The organism is Janthinobacterium sp. BHSEK (assembly GCF_056174685.1).
Genome location: NZ_JBWBYV010000081.1, coordinates 31166 through 49715, shown reverse-complemented (window position 1 = coordinate 49715; position 18550 = coordinate 31166). Strand labels below are relative to the sequence as shown.

Below are 18550 nucleotides of genomic sequence, written 5' to 3'. Positions count from 1 at the left end.
CACATGTAAAACATTGGGTCGTCCAGGCAATAGCGCTGCTTAAGTCCAGGCGGGATCCCGTGCCCCATGAGATCAATGAATTGGACTGGAAGCTGAGACTGTCTGGCAATAAAGAGCGGCTGATCGAGCATCTGATTGCCTTTACTAATCCCAATAAGCCTCATGACGGTGACTTTTCAATAATGTTAAATTATTCATATTTTCAATAAAAATAATTTCATTTAAATTATCGAAGTCACCTAATAATTTTTCTCTGAATTTTCCTTTTCCATAAAATTCGATTTTCATTGCCATGAAGATGAAATTCGTGCAAAACTTATCCGTTCATTCTGTACTTTCAACAGGAACGAGTACGTTCACGCATTTCTACCAACGTCATAGGAAAAGCAATGGATTTAATCGACCAGCTCAGAGCACTTGCCGCCAGAATTGCAACAACCAAGGATATTATTCAGACGGAGGAGGCTACAAAAAACGCAATGATCATGCCCTTCATCCAGATGCTGGGTTACAACGTATTCGACCCCACGGAAGTGACACCAGAACTAATTGCCGACGTGGGAACAAAAAAGGGAGAAAAAGTCGATTACGCGATTCTCAGTGATGGAAAACCGATTATTCTCTTCGAATGCAAGAAAAGTGGCGGTGACCTGAGCATCAATCATGCTGGGCAACTTTTCAGATATTTCCATGTCACCGCAGCACGATTCGGTGTATTGACAAATGGGCTTACCTATAAATTCTTCACCGATCTTGAACAACCCAACAAGATGGACGAAAAGCCCTTCTTTGAGTTCAATATTCTGGATTTTAAAGAGCGGGATGTGGATGAGCTCAAGAAATTTGCAAAATCTTTATTCGACGTCGATACCATATTAACGACAGCGAACGATCTAAAATATACGCGAGCCATCCAGAATCGTCTGGCAGAATGGATGCACAATCCCTCCGAAGATTTTGTCAAAATACTGTCGTCAGATTTACTCGGAGGAAAGCGCTTTACACCTGCTGTCAAAGATCAATTTACCGTCATTACTAAACGGGCATTTGAGCAATTGTTGGGGGAGCGTATCAATGATCGCCTCAAGGGTGCGATGACACCGGAATCATCGCCAGCACAAGAACTGGCGCCAGTCATTTCTCCTGAAGGTGTCGTTGAGAACCCGATTATCACGACACCAGAAGAGATCGAAGGTTTGCACATCATTCGTGCGATACTGCGTGGCGTCGTCAGCTCACGCCGCATTGTCATGCGTGATTCGCAGAGCTACTGTGCAATTTTGCTAGACGACAATAATCGAAAGCCAGTTTGTCGCCTACGCTTTAACAATACTGAAAAACTTGCCGTTGGCCTGTTCAATCAAAAGAGGGAAGAGGAAAAGTTTCCAATTGCCAGCCTAGACGATCTGTACACCCATGCAGAACAATTGAAGGCTACCGTCCTGATGCATTTGCCTGCGGAAGATGCAGAGAAAACAGCATAAGAGATAGCATTAGGTACAGTAGAAGCAAGTCCGGGATGAGTCCCGGACTTGCAACCCATCCTGATTCAATCCGCGCAGCGCCCCACGGTGGCACCCGGCAACAGCACCGGTTGCCAGATTTCCTGCAGCCGTTCCGGCGGCGTGCCGGCCAGCAAGGATTGCAGCATCTCCACCATCTTGGCGCCGGCGCGGCGCAGGTCGGGCTGGTCGATGGTGGTGACGTTGATGCCGATCAAGGTGTCTTCCACATTGCCCCAGACGATGACGGAGATTTCCTTGCCGATTTCGATGCCCGCATCCATCAGCGCGCGCACCACGCCCACGCCGGACAGGTGGTTGTCGACGATGACGGCCGTCGGACGGGGCGAGCAAGCCAGCAATTGCTGCATGGCCTGGTAACCGCTGCGGCGGTCGAGACTATTGTCGAGCAGATAGGCGGGGTCCAGCGGCAAGCCCGCCTGCGCCATGCAGCGGATAAAGCTTTCCTTGCGCTCATAGGCAAAATGCAGGTCCAGCGGCGCGCTCAGCAGGGCGATGCGCTGGTGACCATGCGCCGCCAGGAAAGACACGGCCAGGTCGATGCCCGTGTCGTTGTCGTAGTCAAAATATGCGTACGGCGCGTCGATGCGCGTGCGGCCGTTCGCCACAAACGGAAAGCCCACCTTCGTCAGGTAGGCGATGCGCTCGTCGACCACCTTGGTGCGGCCCACCACGAGGCCATCGACCTGGCGCCCGCGCACCATGGTTTCATACGAGGGCTGTTCGTTCTGCGGCGAGACGGGGGCGATGATCAGGCTCATCTTCGACGCTTCGACGGCGTCCGACATGCCATTCACGACGGAAAGGAAGACGCTGTCGCCCAGGTCGCTGGGCAGCAGGGGATAGATCATGCCCAGCACATTCGTGCGGCCGACGGCCAGGCTGCGCGCCAGCGGGTTGGGCCGGTAGCCGACTTTCTTGGCGGCGGCCAGGACGATTTCACGGGTGCGGGAATTGACTTCCGGATAGCCGTTCAACGCCCTGCTGACTGTCGTTTTCGACATGCCGAGGGCAATTGCGAGGCTCTTGAGATTCATGTTAACTACCTGTCTGTATGGCAAAAGAAACCAACTCTGACCGTCCATTATAGCCCAGAGCGCCAAACAGGCCGCGCATTAGCGTGCGCATACATGGTAGAAAAACAACAACATATTGACTATTTAAAAAGCAACGTTTTATAGCCGACCACTTTTAGCAACTGTTCAGCGTGGCATCGACAATGCCAGACAAACAAGGACTGAAAGCCACAGCGGGTACTCACTTTGGCAAATGTCTGGCCAGGTTCGGCATGCCGCTTCGGCACGCCAAAGAGCGCACGATAAAATTATCAAGAAAACATAATTCACTGGAACTGTGCGAGAATTTGTCCTACTCTTGACTCAGGTAAAGATTACCAGCAGTCATGTCGCGCCCCCCGGCTGCATTCGTCCACTGCCGCGCACGCCTGGGCATACTTTCAAAGGTGAACAATGTGGTATCGCTAACGTCCGTCAACAATCTGCAGGCCTCGCTGGCCACGGCACAGCGCCGGGTCGAGCAAGGCCAGAACCAGGTACGGCGCGACAGCGAACAGCTGGCGCAAAGCCGCCAGTCGCTGGTGCGGGAACAGGAAACCTTGAACCAGACGCAACGCAGCAGCCAGCAAGCGCAGGCCGATGCCCCCACCGCCATCAAGGCGCCGCAGCTGGACCAGGCGATCAAGGTGGCCGTGCCGCAGCAAGCCATCCCGGCCGCGCCGAAGAGCACGCCCCAGCTGAACGGCTATGGCCAGACCCTGGGACGCCTGATCGACGTGACGGCGTAGATTACCGAAGCATTTCCTCTTCCAGCATCGCCAGCCACCATTTACTTCCCGGCTTCGGCTGCGTCAGGTCGACCGCCTCGCCCATCTGCGGCGTGGCCAGGTGCACGCCCCGCTTCGCCGCCAGCCCCGTGATGCGGTCGAACGGTTCGTGCCAGGCGTGTAAACCCAGATCGAAGGTGCCGTTGTGCACGGGCATCAGCCACTTGCCGCGCAAGTCCAGGTGCGCTTGCAGGGTTTCTTCCGGCTGCATGTGCACGTCGGGCCACAGCTTGTCGTAGGCGCCCGTCTCGATCATGGTCACGTCGAACGGGCCGTACTTGTCGCCGATCTGCCTGAAACCGTCGAAATAACCGGAGTCGCCGCTGAAAAACACGCGCACTTCGGGCGCGTCGATGACCCACGAGGCCCACAGGGTTTGATTGCCATCAAACAAGCCCCGTCCCGAGAAGTGCTGCGACGGCGTGGCGACGAGTTTCACGCCGGCAATCGTCGTGCCCTGCCACCAGTCGAACTGCTGCACCTTGTCCTTGGGCACGCCCCATTCGACCAGGGTATCGCCCACGCCCAGCGGCGTCACAAAATGTTCGGTCTTGGCGGCCAGTTGCAGCACGGCGGCATGGTCGAGATGGTCGTAATGGTCATGCGACAGGATGATGGCCTTGATCGGCGGCAAGTCGGCAATGCTGATGGGCGGCTGATGAAAACGCTTCGGTCCCGCCCACTGCACCGGCGAGGCGCGCTCGGAAAACACGGGGTCCGTCAGGAAAAACTCATTGTTCAGTTTCAACAGCAGGGTCGAGTGGCCGAGGCGAAAAAGGCTGTTGTCGGGCGCGGCCAGCAGCTGCGCCCGGGTCAAGGCTTGCACGGGCACGGCAGCGCCCGGCACCGTGCTGTCGGGCTTGTCAAAGACAAATGTCCACAGCAGCTTGAGCGTTGCTGCCGTGCCCAGCTTGTGCATCTGCACGGGATTGCGGAACTTGCCGTCGTGGCGTTGTAAGGATTCAACCGGCGCGGCAGGCGCGGCGCGCAAGGTGCAAGAACTCATGATGATCAGGACTCCCAAGAATAAGATGCGGTACATATGCAGCCCGGTGAATAAAATACAAGGATTAAATTACACTACACAGTGTAGTTCCTATTTCTGGCAAAGTAAACCAGGAGGTGTAAAATATTGTTTTCAAAGGAGATTTTCAGCCATGGCCGCACCGCAACGCCTCACCGACCGCAAGCGCGTCGCCATCGTCGATGCCGCCATCGCCGAGTTCCGCGAGCACGGTTTCGATGCGACCAGCATGGACAAGATCGCCGCCACGGCCGCCGTGTCCAAGCGCACCGTGTACAACCATTTCCCCAGTAAGGACGAACTGTTCGCGGAAATCCTGCAGCGCATGTGGGAGAGCAGCATGGCCCAGCCCGCCGTGCCCTATGTGGCCGACCAGCCCCTGCGCCCGCAAGTGCTGGCCCTGGTCGAGCAGAAAATGGCCTTGCTGTGCGACCCGGCCTTCATCGACCTGGCGCGCGTGATCTTTGGCGAAACCATCCACTCGCCCGAGCGCGCGCAAGCGATGGTGGCGCGCCTGAATGAAAAGGAAACGGGCCTGAATATCTGGATCCGCGCGGCGCAGCAGGACGGACGCATCAAGGCGGGCGAGACGCTGGAAGTGGCGCACCTCTTGATGTCGCCTTTAAAAACCTTTGCCTTCTGGCCGCAGATCACCCTCGGTGAACCCCTGCTGAGCCCGGCACGCCAGCGCGAAGTGACGGCACTGGCCGTCGATATCTTCCTGTGCTACTACGGCGTGGCAAAACAGACGGCATAGACGGGCGGCAAATGGGCAGACAGCGTCTGCCAATGTTCGCCCTCGTCGCCCGAATACCAGGCGCCGCCCGTGGTCGACGCCATCACCAAACTGCGCCCGTCGTCGGCCAGCGCCAGCCCGTGGCGGTAGATGAGGTCGTAGCAATGCTGCTGCGGCAAGCCTGCGCGCAACACCTCAAAGGTTTTGCCGCCGTCGCGCGTGCGCGTCACGGCCAGCGCGCCATCGATGGGTATGCGCAGCACATCCGCCTGCGCCGGCACGAACCAGGCCGTGTCGCCATCGCGCGGATGCACGGCCACGGCAAAGCCGAAATGCGACAGCGGCGCCGTCGTCACTTCCTGCCAGTGCCAGCCGGCGTCAAGCGAGCGCCAGATGCCGTTATGGTGCTGGCACCACAGCGCGTCGGGCGTGCCGGCGCTGCGCACGATGCGGTGCGGGTCTTGCACGGCTTCGTTTTCATCGAGTTCGGGCGGCATGTAGTCGGCGCGCATGCCCGTCGCGCTCAAGGCCCAGCTGGCGCCGCCATCGTGCGTTTGCCACACGCCGCCGCAGGACACGCCGACCAGCACGGTATTGCTGTCGCGCGGGTCGACGCAGATGCTGTGGATGCCAGGCACGTCGTAGCCGCCGCCAAACCACTGCGCCCGCTGCGGCACGTTCCACAACGCTTCCACCAGCTGCCAGCTGTCGCCGCGGTCGCCGGAACGAAACAGGCCGCCAGGTAGAGTCCCTGCCCACAGCACGCCGGGCTGGTCCGCGCCGCCGGCCGCCAGCGACCAGATCTGCCGCAAGGTCCAGTCCAGCGTATCGCTGCTGCCCTCGGGCTTGGCGGGATAGGCGGGCACGGCGACTTCCTGCCACGCGCTACTGCCCCTGTCGAGGCGGTGCAGCTTGGCGCCGAAGTGGCCCAGGTTCAGGGCTGCGTACACGGTGCCGTCGCGGCCATCGTGCAGCAGCATGGAGACGGGGTCGCCGGCGAATTGCACCAGCGCCAGCTGCCAGGCGCCGGCCGCATCGACATCGAACTGGAACAGCCCCTTGCGGGTGCCGAGATACGCGCGTTGCGCCCTGCCTGGTCCCATGATTAACCTCCGGAAAGTGCCTGCAAGATATACACCTGGCTGTCGGGCCGCAAGGCATCGTCCAGCACGCGCCGCTCGCGGCAGCGCACGCCGTCGATGAAGACCACGACGTTCGGACGCAGCGCGCCCTGCTCGTCGAGCACGTAACCGCGCAGGCGCGGCTGCTGGGCAAAGACGCTATCCAAGGCGGCACGCAGGCGTGGCGCCGCCACCTCCACCGTGGGGACGTTCAGGAAACGCGCCAGTTGTTGGGTAAAATGCAAGTGCGCCATGCTGCCTTCGACGTCATCGGCCTGCACCCATTCTAGTCCCCTTTGCCGCCAATACAATTAAAATAGGGGCAAGCACACAAGGAGGCCAGGCATGACGATTACCCCGGAAGAACTAGCGGTGCTGATGCAGGAAGTGGAAGTGGCCGATCCCATCGATTTTGCCGACCTGCCCTTCAACGAGCAGGAATTGCGCGGCCTGATCGCCAACCACCTGTGCGAGATGGCCGACGCCATGGAAAGCTTCAGCCCGGAAGACCGCAACCTGGCCCTGCTGGCCGTGGCGGCCAAGCTGGTGCTGGAAAACCTGGTGCTGCACGTGCAGCTGCTGCGCCGCCACGGCTTGCCCGTCAGCGACGGCGTGGAAGCGCTGCTGCAGCGTTTAAAGAACCCGGGCAAGCCCTAACTACGGCGCGGCAAGCCGCTATTGCAGGTTGATGGCGGTCAACACCATGCTGCTGCCAGGTAAATCCGTGCCTTGGCGGATGTACAGCACGCCATGCCGCGACAGCGCCAGGCTGCCGCCCATGCGGTAGGTCCAGACGGTCTTGCGGCTGGCCAGGTCGATCGCGTAAGTATTGTTACGCCCGCCAACAAACAGCAGATTGCCGGTGACGATCAGATCGCCGCCAAAATACCCATCAAGGGCCGTATCCAGGGGCCAGCGCCATAGGAGCGCACCGTCAGCGAGCTGGCGCGCTTCGAGCGCCTGGCCGGCCTGGTTGCCCACGTACACGACGCCCCGCGCCACCACTGGCTGCGTGCTGAACTGCCCCTGCACCGTCCAGCGCACGACGCGGCTATCCACGTCAACCAGGCTCAAGCTGTTATCCGCCGCCTCGCCGGCCAGCGGCCGCTGATTGAGCACCAGCACGCTGCCCGCCTCAGCCAGCACGGGCGCCTGGCGCAGGCTGCTCTTGTTCAAGCCGCCCAGCACCTGGCCCGGCACCGCCACGCTGAAGCGCGTCGTGCCATCGGCGATATTGAACGCCGTCAATGTCCCTGCCGCATGGCTGTACACCGTGCTCGCATTGACGGCGGGTGACCACTCATCGACATTGCCCAGCTTGGACAAGCCCAGGCTGGCAGACCAGCGTGTCTGGCCCGTCGCCGCACCGATGGCGCTCACGTCGTTATTCCCGCCCAGGTAGACATTGCCGTCCAAAAAGGTGGGCGCCGTCGCCAGGGAAACGCCCAGCAGTGCGCCATTCGTATTCGGCGGACGCACGCCGAGCGGCGCGCCACCAGCGAGCGCGTCAAAGACATACGCTGTATCGCTGCCCGCCATGGCCAGCTTGCCGCCCGAAACGGCCGGCGCGCCCAGGTAACCGTCCGACGTGAGCGACTGCGTCCAGCGCGCCTGGCTGTCGCTCTCGCTCAGCGCCGTCACCGTCGACGTGGTCATATATTTGCTGCTGCCTTCCACCGGCGCGGCGGATTGCTGGCTGACATACACGAGGCCGTTGGCCGTCACCACGGGACTGCCGACGACCGCGCGCGGGGAGCTGGCGCCCAGCCAGGTCCAGCGGCGCGTGAAGCGGCGGCTGTCGAAGGTGGCCGGCACCAGGCCCGTATGCGCGGCATTGCCATTCACGCCTTCCCAGTCGCCCACGCCGGGCAGGGCTTGCAAGGCGCCCATGCTGCCGGCGAGCGGCGCGACAGTGACCTTGTAATCCATGCTTTCCGTCTTGTACAGGCCTGCCGTGGCGGGCAAGGACAGCTCGATCTTGCCCGAGTACTCGCCTGGCAGCAGGCCAGGCACCGTTTTGAACGTCAGCCGCCAGCTGCCATCGGCCTGCTTCTGGCGGTCGGCCGCCTGCAGCACGAGCGCCGTGCCGCTGGCGGGTTTTTCCTGCAGCTGGGGACGCGCATCGCTCACGCCATCGGCCAGGCGCACTGTCACGCGAATATCATCGCAGGTGGCGCCAGGCTGGGCCGTGCAGCTGCCGCTCACCTCCGCCAGCGTCATGCCCGGTTTTTCCTGCAAGCCAGGCGGCACGCCAACGGCACTGCCGGAACCGCCGCCACAGGCGGACAAGGTAGTCATGATGGCGAGCGGCAATGCGGCGGCCTGCCACAAGGAAGGGAATAATGTGCGCATGCAATGTCCATGTTGAGGTTTCATTTCCTCCCCAATGGAGGTGTGCTGGAAACCTGGACTGAATGTTATAACATGGGAAATATTGTCAAAATCTAACAAATACTCACAGCAACGCTTTACTTACGTACGGCCCGCGCCTGCACGGTGAGGTCGCTTTCGGCCACGGCCACGCAGGGAAGAATATAGCCGTCGAGCCGTTCATCGGGGCTGATGCCGGGCCAGTCCACCGTGTAGCGTATCGTTCCTTCGGGCATATGGCACAGGCAGGTGCGGCAAGTGCCGTTGCGGCAGGAACTGAGCAGGCGGATGCCGGCCAGCTCGGCGGCGGCCAGCACGGTGGTGCCCGCCCCGGCCGGGAATTGCCAGCCTTGCGGGACGATGGTGATAGTAAAGGTGGTGACGGTCAGGGGCGCGCTCATGCGCCCAGTTTAACAGTCCGCCAGGGTGGTCCAGGTAGCGCCCTGCGCATGGCTGCGCAGCACGGCCTCGGCAAAGGCCAGGCCCGCCACGCCATCGGCCACCGTCGGCAGCCAGCTGGCTTCCTTGGGCACGGCAGCTCCCGCCTGCAGGGCACGAATGGCCAGGGCAGCATCCAGGTACAGCTGGGCGAACGCTTCCAGGTACCCTTCCGGATGGCCGGCCGGCACGCGCGTGGCGTGGCGCGCGGCCGCGCTGTCGACCCGGCCCGGGCGCAGCAGCTGGCGGTTGCCGCCCTGCGGCGTGAACCACAGCTCATTAGGTTGTTCCTGGTCAAAGTCCAGCTGCGCCTTGCTGCCGAAAAGGCGCAAACGCACCGTGTTTTCGCAACCGGTCGCCACCTGGCTGGCCCACAGGGTGCCCTTGGCACCGTTGGCATAGCGCAGCATCACCTGCACGTGGTCGTCCAGGGTGCGATGTGGAACGAATGTCGACAGTTCCGCCAGCACGGCGTGCGGCGTCAGGCCGCTGACGAATTGCGCCAGGTGATACGCGTGCAGCCCCACGTCGAGCAGGGTACCGCCCGGCCCCGCCTTGTGCGGGTCGTTATGCCAGTTGCCTTCGTTCATGCCGCCCGCCGCGATGGCGTCGGCCAGCCAGTCCTGCGAATATTCCACTTGCACGAGGCGCAGCTCGCCGATCTCGCCCGCCTCGACCATCGCTTTCGCGTGGCGCAGCAGCGGATAACCGCTGTAGGTATGCGTGAGCGCAAACAGCAGGTTTTTCTGCCCGGCCAGCGTGGCCAGCGCCTGGCCTTCCGCCAGCGAGATGCCCAGCGGCTTGTCGCAGATCACGTGGATGCCCGCTTCCATGAACGCCGTGGCGACGGGCGCATGCAAATGGTTCGGCGTGACGATGGCCACGGCCTCGATGCCGTCCGCCCTGGCGGCCTCCGCCTGCGCCATGGCGCGGTAATCGCTGTAGCAACGCTCCGGAGAAAGATGCAGCGCGGCGCCGCTGTCGCGCGCGCGCTGCGGGTCGGACGACAGGGCGCCCGCCACCAGTGCATACTGGTCGTCGATGCGCGCCGCGATGCGGTGCACGGCGCCGATGAATGCGCCCTGCCCGCCCCCTACCATGCCCAGCCGTAAGCGTCGCTGCATGTCGTTTCCTTATTTCAAGCCCAACAAATGGTTGATCTGTCCTTGGTCAACCGCGCTGCCCGCGAAATCGTCGAACGCGCGTTCGGCCACGTGGATGATGTGTTCGCGGATAAAACGCGCGCCCTCTGCCGCCCCGTCCTCCGGGTGTTTCAGACAACATTCCCATTCCAGCACGGCCCAGCCGGGAAAGTCGTACTGCGCCAGCTTCGAGAAAATCGCCTTGAAATCGATCTGCCCGTCGCCGAGCGAGCGGAAGCGTCCGGCCCGGTCTTGCCAGTCGCCATAGCCGCCATACACGCCCTGGCGCCCGTTGGGACGGAATTCCGCATCTTTCACGTGGAAGGCCTTGATGCGCGCATGATAAATGTCGATGAACGCCAGGTAATCGAGCTGCTGCAGCACGAAGTGGCTGGGGTCGTACAAAATCGATGCGCGCGGGTGATCGTGGACGGCGGCCAGGAAACGCTCGAAGGTCACGCCATCGTGCAAATCCTCGCCCGGATGCAATTCATAGCAAAGGTCCACGCCGGCCGCGTCAAACGCATCGAGGATGGGCAGCCAGCGTTTCGCCAGTTCCGCGAATGCCGTTTCCACCAGGCCGGCCGGGCGCTGCGGCCACGGGTACAGATACGGCCAGGCCAGGGCGCCGGAAAACGTCACGTGCGCCTGCAAACCCAGGCGCTGCGAGGCGGTGGCCGCCCACAGCAGCTGCTGCGTGGCCCAGGCCGTGCGCGCGGCAGGATCACCGCGGACTTGTTCTGGCGCAAAGCCGTCGAACAGCGCGTCATACGCGGGATGCACGGCGATCAGCTGGCCCTGCAAATGCGTCGACAATTCCGTCACCTGCAAGCCGTGGCGCGCCAGCAGGGCGGCCACGTCGTCGCAGTACTGCTGGCTGACAGCCGCCTGCTCCAGGTCGAACAAACGCGGCGCCGTCGGCAGCTGCAAGCCCTTGTAGCCCAGGCCGGCCGCCCATTGCGCCAGGTGCTCGAGCGAGTCGAACGGCGGCTCGTCGCCGAGAAACTGGGCCAGGAAAATGGCCGGGCCCTGGATGGTTTTCATGGGTATCCTTTAGCCCCCAGGACTCTGGTCCTGGGGGAGGTTCAATTAAAAAGGCGAGTTCGGAAAGTAAAACTGCTTGGCGTTCTCGCGCGTGATCAGCACCGAGGGGATGATCGTGTTGGCCGGCAATTTATCACCTTTCAGGCGCGCTTCCGTCGTCAGTTTGATGGCGTCGTACATGAACTTCGGCGAGTACGACACGTCGGCCACGATCAGCGGGTCGGAACCGTCCATGATCTTTTTCACCGCGCCCTTCGCACCCGCGCCGCCGAACACCTGCTTGATGTCCGTGCGCTTGGCTTGCGCGATGGCCTTCTGCACGCCGATGGCCATGTCGTCATCGGCGGCCCAGACGGCGTCGATGTGCTTGAACCTGGTCAGATAATCCTGCATGACCTTGAAGGCATCGTCGCGGTTCCAGTTGCCGTACTTGGCGTCGAGCACCTTGATGTCGGGATGGCCCTTCATCACGGCGGAAAAGGCGTCAAAGCGCTCGTTGTCGAGGGTGGTCGGCATGCCGCGCAGCACGACGATATTGCCCTTGCCATGTAAACTTTTCGCCAGGTATTCGGCCGGCAGCTTGCCAAAGGCCGTGTTGTCGCCCGCAATGTACGCATCCTGCGACTGCGTGTTCGTCAAGCCGCGATCGACCACGGTCACGTACACGCCCTTGTTTTTGACTTGCGCCACGGGCTGCGTCAGCGAGGCCGATTCGATGGGGAAGATCACCAGGGTGTTGATCTTGTTCACCGTCAACATATCCTGCAGCTGGTTCGCCTGTTCGGGCGCCGTGGCGGCCGTCTTGACGATGATTTTCACGCCCGGATGCGCCTTTTCCAGTTCCGCCTTGGCCTGGTTCGCCCACCACACGATGCCGGACGTGAAACTGTGCGTGGCCGTGGGAATGGCCACGCCGACGACGAGCTTGTCAGCGGCCTGCGCCGGCCCCATCGGCAGCGCCCACGCCTGCATCACCAGCACCGCCATCCCTGCTACCCGTATAAAGCTCTTCATGCTGCTCTCCTCCAAGGTTGTGGGCGCCCGTTGGCTGCCCTTTCAGAACGCCGCTCTTGTTTTATTTGCGGCCTCGCTGCAGGAAGGCGACGGCGATGATCACCACGCCTTGCACTGCGGCATTCAGGTAGACACTGATGATGCTGGTCAAATTCAGGATGTTGCTGATCACGGACAGCAGGATGGCGCCGATGACGGTGCCGACGATGCGCCCCTCTCCCCCTTTCAGGGCGGTGCCGCCGACGACGACGGCGGCGATCGCTTCGAGTTCCCACAGCAAGCCCGTCGTCGGCGTGGCCGAGCCCAGGCGCGGCACGTACAGCACCGTGGCGATGCCCACGCAGATGCCCAGCAGCATGTAGGTGGCGATTTTCACCCGGTCGACGTTGATGGCCGCATAGCGCGCCACTTGCTCGTTGGAACCAATCGCCTGCACGTGGCGGCCGAACGTGGTGCGGTTCAATATGACGGCGCCGGCCGCCGCAACGAACAGAAAGATCCAGATCGGGATCGGCGCGCCCAGCACGCTCGTGTAGTAGACGGGGCTGTACAGCTCGGACAGGGTGGCGTCCAGGGTCAGCGCGCCGCCGTCGGCCAGGTACGTCAGCACGGCGCGGAAGATGCCCAGGGTGCCCAGAGTGACGATGAACGGTTCGATATTGCCCTTGCTGATCAACAAGCCGTGCATCAGGCCGAAGCCGGCGCCCAGCACCAGCGCCATGGCGATGCCCAGCACCAGCATGGTGATCGGCGCCAGGTTGCCCCCAGCGCCTTGCGCCAGCGCATTCATGAAATAGATCATGCAGCCGGCGATCAGGGCCGCCATGGAGCCCACCGACAGGTCGATACCGCCCGAGATGATGACGAAGGTCATGCCGACGGCGATGATGCCGATGAAGGCCGTGCGCGTGAGCACGTTCATCAGGTTGTCCACGGTGGCGAAGTCGCCATTGAGCAAGGTGCCCGCGATGCACAGCGATAACAGGCCCAGCACGGGGCCCAAGCCCTTGATGCGCGCGCCGAAGCGGGCAACGGCGTTGGCGAGCGGGGATACGGTGGTGTCAGTGCGTGCCGGTTGCATGGGCAATCAACTCCTCTTCGGTCAGGTGGTCAGCAGACAGGGTGGCTTGCAGGGTGCCGGCGCGCATCACGGCAACCCGGTGGCACAGGCCGATCAATTCGATCAATTCCGATGAAATCACGATCACGGCGCGCCCTTCGGCGGCCAGGCGGTGAATCAAAAAGTAAATGTCGCGCTTGGCGCCCACGTCCACGCCGCGGCTCGGCTCATCGAGCACGACGACGCGGGGGTCCGAATGCAGGTATTTGGCCAGCGCCAGCTTTTGCTGATTGCCGCCGGACAGCATGCGCGCGCGGCTGTCGAGGTCGCCCGTGCGGATATTGAAATCATCGACAGCCCTGGCCAGCGCCTGCTTCTCGCCCTTCACATCGAGCCACGGCCGCGCATAGCGCTCCATCGTCATCATCGTGAGGTTTTCGCGCAAGCCCAGGTTTACGTGCAGTCCTTTTCCCTTGCGGTCTTCGCTCAGGTAGGTCATGCCGTGCTGCATCGCTTGCTTGGGGCTACGGATATCCACGGGCTGGCCATTCAGATGGATCGTGCCCGCGCTGCGCGGGCGCAGACCCAGCAGCGCTTCGAACGATTCCGTGCGCCCCGCGCCCACCAGGCCCGCAAAGCCCAGCACTTCGCCCGCGCGCACCTCGAACGACAGCGCTTTCGCCCAGCCGGGCACGCTCAAGCCATCGACCTTCAGCAGGATCGGAGCATCCGGCGCCAGCGGCACTTTCGCGGGGAACATATCGGACAATTCGCGCCCCACCATCAGGTTCGCCATCTGCTGGCGGCTCAGGCTGGCCGTCGGCTCGCGCGTGACGAAACGCCCGTCGCGCATGACGATGACCTCATCCGTATTGCGCTCCACTTCGTCGAGCTTGTGCGAGATATACAAGATGGTGACGCCATCGCTTTTGAGCTGCGCCATCACGGCGAACAAACGCTGGGTTTCCGACGACGTCAGGGTGGCCGTCGGCTCGTCCATGATCAGGAAGCGGGCGCGGCGCGACAGGGCCTTGGCGATTTCCACCAGCTGTTTCTCGGCGACGATCAGGTCGCGTATTTTGGTGTCGGGCGAGACGTCCAGGCCCACCTGCTTCAGGTAGCGCGACGCTTCCTCGCGCATGGCGGCCTCGTCGAGCAGCCAGCCGCGCGTCTTTTCGTGGCCTAGGAACATGTTCTGCGCCACCGTCAGGTGTTCGGCCAGGTTGAATTCCTGGTGGATCAGCACGATGCCGGCGGACTCCGCCGCGCGCGAACTGGCAAAGCGCCGGGGCTGGCCATCGATCAGCAGCTGGCCTTCGCTCACGCCCTCGTAGCCGGCGAGGATTTTCATCAGGGTCGACTTGCCGGCGCCGTTTTCGCCCAGCAAACCATACACGCGCCCCGGTGCCAGGGTAAAACTGACGCCATGCAAGACGCGCACGGGGCCGAAATCCTTGCACACCCCTTCAAAACCGACGGCAACGCTCACTATGCACTCCCTCGCAAGACCAAGTTATGTTCCAGCAGCACGCCCGGCACGCTGGCCGCCGGGTTGGCCAGCCGCTGCAGCAGCAAGCGCGCCGCCGTCTCGCCCAGCTCGCGCATCGGCTGCGCGATGGTGGTCAATCCCGGGTCGATCTGCGCGGCGATGGCGATATCGTCGAAGCCGATGACGGCCACGTCCTCGGGCACGCGCTTGTTCAACTGGCGCAGCGCGCTCAGCACGCCGATGGCCAGGGTGTCGGAGACGGCAAAGATGGCCGTCGGCGCATCGGGCCCCGCCATCATGCGCAAGGTGGCGGCCGTGCCCGCTTCATAGTCGAGGCTTTGCACCGTGTGCACCCACTGCGGCCGCACGGGCAGGCCGGCCCCCGCCAGTGTGTCCAGATAGCCTTGCTGGCGTTGCCGCGCATACAGATAGCGTTCGTCTGAATTGATCAGGCCGATGCGCGTGTGGCCGCGCGACAGCAGGTGCGCGACGGCGTCCGACGCGGCCCGGTGGTTGTCGATGCCGACATAGGGCACGGCCACGGCGGGGTCGAATTCGCAGCACGCCACCCACGGCAGGCTGACGGATTCATGCGACAAGGCATGCTGCACCGTGTCCGGATCGAGGCAGATGGCGCCGTCGGCGCGGTGCATGCGCAGCAGGTCGAAATAGGAACGCTCGCGGCCCGCATCGGCGCCCGTGTCGCACAGCAAGACGAAGTAGCCGTGCTCGCGCGCCACCGTATCGATGCCGCGCACGATCTGCGCATAGAAGGGGTTGCCCACATCGGGCACCATGGTGAGCAGCATGCGGCTCTCGGCCGTGCGCAGGCTGCGCGCCAGGTGGTTCATGCGGTAGCCGAGCGCGGCCACGGACGCCAGCACCTTGTCGCGCGTGGGCGCCCGCACGCCTGCCTGCTCGTTCATCACGCGCGAGACGGTGGCCACCGACACGCCCGCATGCGCGGCGACGGCGCTGATGGAGATGGTTTCTGTCGGCAAGGAAGACGGGACGGCTGGCGGCATGGGGTTTTCACATAAAATGTAATCGATTACATTTATAGGCCAGTCGGGCGCGCGATGCAAACATTATCGATGCTGCGATGCGCAAAAGATGTGCAAAAAACGGCCCTGTACGGGCCGTTGGACGCTGCGATTTCTGGGGTGGCAAGGCGCTCTGCTGCACGGCAAAACCGGCGCCTCGCAAAGCAGCGACAACTTATTTCATCATCGCGCAAAACGTCTCGGGATTGCCGTCAAGAATGACGCCGCTGGGCAGGCGGTGGCTGCGCTGCTGGGCGCGCAGCAGCGAGGCGGCCAGGGCCGAGTCGCCATCGACGGCGTAGACGAAGACGGGCATGCTCAGACCAGCCGCATCGTCCAGCAGCCTGGGATTGGCGTCCAGGCTGCGCGCGTCCACGTGCACGCCGACGGGCATGCCGATCTGCTGCTGCACGCGCTGCAGCCAGGGCTTGTCCAGCTTGGGCGGGCGGGCATTTTTCGCGATATAGCGGCTGACCCGGTTGGTGCCGGCCGCCTGCGCATTGCGCGCGTCAAACACGAGCAGGCCCAGGTAGCCCTGCGGATCGGCGCGGCGCGCACAGGCGAGGTTGTTCGGCACGCCCGAGGTCAAAAACCAGTTGCCATGCTTGATGTTGGCGCGCAACTGCCCCACCAGGGTGGCGATGGGCGCGCACGAGGCCACGACATCCTTGATTTCCGCATTCAGGGTTTTCGCCGGAAAAGCCGTCGCCAGGTCGGCTACATCGCTGACGAAGGGCGGCGTTTCCGGCGTGGCCGCGCCGCGGTTCTTCATGCTGGCGGCGCGCCAGTCGTCGGCCGTCAACTGTTTCACGGTGCGGGGCGATCCCGTGTCGACGACCCGGCCCGTCAGCAGGTCATGGTGCACCACCCAGCTGCCGTCGCCCAGCAGCTGCAAATCCGTCTCGACGCCGTCCCAGGTGCCGAAATACGTGTTGCGCAGCGCGCTCAGCGAGTTTTCCGGCGCATTGCCGGCGCCACGGTGGGCATGCACCTTCATGCCCAGGCAGTCGGCCTGGACGGCCGTGCTGGCCATGCACAGCAGCAAAGCCAGGGCGGCCGCCTTATTTTTTTTCCGGGTGATAACCATATTCGAGTCCCTGCAAAATATTGATGCGGATCGCTTCGTTGACGGGGTAGCTGTAGCCCTGCCCCACCGCCACGACGTGCGTGATATTGGCCAGCAAGCCCTTGCCGGCGATTTGCCAGCGCGTGCTGTCGCCGTCGGCCTGGCGGTTCCAGTCCAGCATCTGGCGGAACAGCTCGCTCTTCGTGACATTGTTGTCCGACAGGCTGAAGATACCCCAGGTGCCCAGGAAGGCGCCGGCCAGCACGCCCGTGGCGATCCAGGCGGAACGCCGGCTCAGCTGGCCATCGGCGCCCGCCTGCTCGCCCCGGCGCGCCGCCAGCACCAGCAAGCCCACGGTGGCGATCAGGTACAGCAGTTTCGAAAAGTGGCCGATGGCGCCCAACAGGGAGAAAAACAGGGCGACGGGCGGCACGATGGCCGCGCGCGCCGCTTCCTTGCCCTCCGCATAATACTTGCCATGCACTTCGAAGTCGCTGCGGCTGGCGCGGTATTCCACCAGCTTTTCCGCCGTCTGGCGCGCGGCGAACTGGTCGAACAGGCGGCTGAACTCGGCCGGGCTCGCATACGCGTCCTGCACCACGGCGCCCTTCGGCAGCCGCAAGCCCTTGCTCGCTTCGCTGCCGTCGCCGCCGTCCGGCCCGTCTCGCAGCACGGCCTGGATGCCGGGGCGCGCCACGAAGGCGGGGAAGGACAGGCCGGGCGGAATGCGGTCGCCCTTGATAGTCAACCCCTTGCCGGCCGCTTCCGACGCATAGCGGCGCTTGACGGCCAGGCGGAACGAAATCTGGTCGGCCGGATGCCAGTTGGCCGACACGGGCACCTTCTTGCGCACATTGTTGACCACGGCCGCCTTGCGCCGCGCCGGCACGGAATGCGGCTGCCAGCCGTGGCGCGACAGGCTTTGCCGGTAATCGTTCCACGCCGATTCCTGCTGCTGGCGCAAGCCCGCATCGTCGTCGGGAATGATACCCGAATACAATTTCCACTTGTCATGCACTTCGCCGATCGCCTGCCGGTACTTGTCGTAGTAGCCGGCCGCGCCGCCGGCGATCTTGCGGACATTAAAGTTGATCAACTGCTCCTTCGCCGGCTCCATGCGCTCGTCGAGGTGGCCCACCGAGACGGCCAGGAACGGGAACAGGGCAAGGAAAGCCTTGCCTTCGGGCTTGGCAAACAGGGTGGCATCATCGACCAGGCCCTGCAATTGCAGGCTGCCGCCCACCAGCGAGCGCTGCATCAGGGTGGTGTTGAAGGCCAGGCGGCGAAATTGCGCATCGCGCGTTTCCACCAGCACCGTGACCGTCGTCTTCAGAATGCCGAACACGACCGCGGCCGTGGCGACGCAGCAAAAGACGATCTTTTTCCAGCTGGGGCCGCTGCCATTGTTCTTCAGCCGACGGCGCCACATCAGTTGCAGCACCACCAGCGCGGCGGCGATGCCCGACAGGCTGCGGCCATAGAATTCCACACCCTCCACGTCGTGCGGCTTGACGTCGCCGCCCACCACATCGAGCAAACGGGCGTTGAAGCCCAGCTCGCAGCACAAATAAATGATCGTCAGGACGATCAGGATCAAGGTCTGCCGGATTTGCAGACTGCGCAGACTCACGGCCATC

The 18550-nt window shown here is 62.8% G+C and carries 19 protein-coding genes; 4 read left to right on the top strand and 15 right to left on the bottom strand.

The genetic code is table 11. The annotated features are described in order from the left end of the window. Window positions 1-144: 144 nt before the first annotated feature. Window positions 145-294: a hypothetical protein gene (locus tag AC0V2Y_RS24175; RefSeq protein ID WP_475417052.1), complete on the bottom strand. Its 150-nt coding sequence runs from the start codon at window positions 292-294 to the stop codon at window positions 145-147. 95 nt (window positions 295-389) lie between these two features. On the opposite strand from AC0V2Y_RS24175, the gene AC0V2Y_RS24170 reads away from it, so the two are divergent. Beyond that, complete coding sequence (locus AC0V2Y_RS24170; RefSeq protein WP_475417053.1) at window positions 390-1484, top strand: type I restriction endonuclease; 1095 nt, start codon at window positions 390-392, stop codon at window positions 1482-1484. Window positions 1485-1549: 65 nt separating this feature from the next. Here AC0V2Y_RS24170 and AC0V2Y_RS24165 read toward each other — a convergent pair whose 3' ends face one another. Continuing rightward, window positions 1550-2560 (bottom strand): substrate-binding domain-containing protein, encoded by a 1011-nt coding sequence (locus tag AC0V2Y_RS24165; protein WP_475417054.1) that lies wholly within the window; start codon window positions 2558-2560, stop codon window positions 1550-1552. 434 nt (window positions 2561-2994) lie between these two features. Here AC0V2Y_RS24165 and AC0V2Y_RS24160 point away from each other — a divergent pair, with 434 nt between their 5' ends. Beyond that, on the top strand, window positions 2995-3327 hold the full coding sequence (locus tag AC0V2Y_RS24160; protein WP_475417055.1) for a hypothetical protein: 333 nt from the start codon (window positions 2995-2997) through the stop codon (window positions 3325-3327). 1 nt (window position 3328) lies between these two features. Here the strand turns inward: AC0V2Y_RS24160 and AC0V2Y_RS24155 are convergent, their stop codons facing one another. Then, entirely contained in the window at window positions 3329-4372 is a 1044-nt protein-coding gene (locus AC0V2Y_RS24155) for an MBL fold metallo-hydrolase (RefSeq protein WP_475417056.1), read from the bottom strand. A 151-nt stretch (window positions 4373-4523) separates the two neighbouring features. Here AC0V2Y_RS24155 and AC0V2Y_RS24150 point away from each other — a divergent pair, with 151 nt between their 5' ends. Then, complete coding sequence (locus AC0V2Y_RS24150; protein ID WP_475417057.1) at window positions 4524-5147, top strand: TetR/AcrR family transcriptional regulator; 624 nt, start codon at window positions 4524-4526, stop codon at window positions 5145-5147. Here AC0V2Y_RS24150 and AC0V2Y_RS24145 read toward each other — a convergent pair. Both AC0V2Y_RS24145 and AC0V2Y_RS24140 read right to left on the bottom strand, forming a co-directional pair. After that, complete coding sequence (locus tag AC0V2Y_RS24145) at window positions 5120-6229, bottom strand: WD40/YVTN/BNR-like repeat-containing protein (protein WP_475417058.1); 1110 nt, start codon at window positions 6227-6229, stop codon at window positions 5120-5122. The two genes, AC0V2Y_RS24150 and AC0V2Y_RS24145, sit on opposite strands and share 28 nt — an antisense overlap. Window positions 6230-6231: 2 nt before the next feature. After that, window positions 6232-6501 carry a MoaD/ThiS family protein gene (locus AC0V2Y_RS24140; protein WP_475417059.1) on the bottom strand — a complete coding sequence of 90 codons (270 nt, stop codon included), beginning with the start codon at window positions 6499-6501 and terminating at the stop codon, window positions 6232-6234. Between the two features lie 91 nt (window positions 6502-6592). Between AC0V2Y_RS24140 and AC0V2Y_RS24135 the strand changes: the two genes are divergently transcribed. Continuing rightward, on the top strand, window positions 6593-6904 hold the full coding sequence (locus AC0V2Y_RS24135; RefSeq protein WP_070219056.1) for a hypothetical protein: 312 nt from the start codon (window positions 6593-6595) through the stop codon (window positions 6902-6904). A gap of 18 nt (window positions 6905-6922) precedes the next feature. Here the strand turns inward: AC0V2Y_RS24135 and AC0V2Y_RS24130 are convergent, their stop codons facing one another. The 10 genes from AC0V2Y_RS24130 to AC0V2Y_RS24085 form a co-directional block, all read right to left on the bottom strand. Beyond that, complete coding sequence (locus AC0V2Y_RS24130; RefSeq protein WP_475417060.1) at window positions 6923-8599, bottom strand: outer membrane protein assembly factor BamB family protein; 1677 nt, start codon at window positions 8597-8599, stop codon at window positions 6923-6925. A 116-nt stretch (window positions 8600-8715) separates the two neighbouring features. After that, window positions 8716-9018, bottom strand: coding sequence for a 2Fe-2S iron-sulfur cluster-binding protein (locus AC0V2Y_RS24125; protein WP_475417061.1), 303 nt, complete (start codon window positions 9016-9018; stop codon window positions 8716-8718). Between the two features lie 9 nt (window positions 9019-9027). Continuing rightward, a complete protein-coding gene (locus AC0V2Y_RS24120; RefSeq protein ID WP_475417062.1) occupies window positions 9028-10179 on the bottom strand; it encodes a Gfo/Idh/MocA family protein in 1152 nt (383 codons plus the stop codon). 9 nt (window positions 10180-10188) lie between these two features. Then, complete coding sequence (locus AC0V2Y_RS24115; RefSeq protein WP_475417063.1) at window positions 10189-11241, bottom strand: sugar phosphate isomerase/epimerase family protein; 1053 nt, start codon at window positions 11239-11241, stop codon at window positions 10189-10191. 45 nt (window positions 11242-11286) lie between these two features. After that, on the bottom strand, window positions 11287-12255 hold the full coding sequence (locus AC0V2Y_RS24110; protein ID WP_475417064.1) for a substrate-binding domain-containing protein: 969 nt from the start codon (window positions 12253-12255) through the stop codon (window positions 11287-11289). A 61-nt stretch (window positions 12256-12316) separates the two neighbouring features. After that, window positions 12317-13336, bottom strand: coding sequence for an ABC transporter permease (locus AC0V2Y_RS24105; protein ID WP_475417065.1), 1020 nt, complete (start codon window positions 13334-13336; stop codon window positions 12317-12319). Then, entirely contained in the window at window positions 13317-14804 is a 1488-nt protein-coding gene (locus AC0V2Y_RS24100; protein ID WP_475417066.1) for a sugar ABC transporter ATP-binding protein, read from the bottom strand. The genes AC0V2Y_RS24105 and AC0V2Y_RS24100 overlap by 20 nt, the downstream gene beginning before the upstream one ends. Beyond that, entirely contained in the window at window positions 14804-15829 is a 1026-nt protein-coding gene (locus AC0V2Y_RS24095) for a LacI family DNA-binding transcriptional regulator (protein WP_475417067.1), read from the bottom strand. The genes AC0V2Y_RS24100 and AC0V2Y_RS24095 overlap by 1 nt, the downstream gene beginning before the upstream one ends. A 193-nt stretch (window positions 15830-16022) precedes the next feature. Beyond that, complete coding sequence (locus tag AC0V2Y_RS24090; RefSeq protein ID WP_475417068.1) at window positions 16023-16934, bottom strand: glycerophosphodiester phosphodiesterase; 912 nt, start codon at window positions 16932-16934, stop codon at window positions 16023-16025. Next, on the bottom strand, window positions 16909-18549 hold the full coding sequence (locus AC0V2Y_RS24085; RefSeq protein ID WP_475417069.1) for a hypothetical protein: 1641 nt from the start codon (window positions 18547-18549) through the stop codon (window positions 16909-16911). Before AC0V2Y_RS24085 ends, AC0V2Y_RS24090 begins: the two co-directional genes overlap by 26 nt. Window position 18550 lies beyond the last annotated feature (1 nt).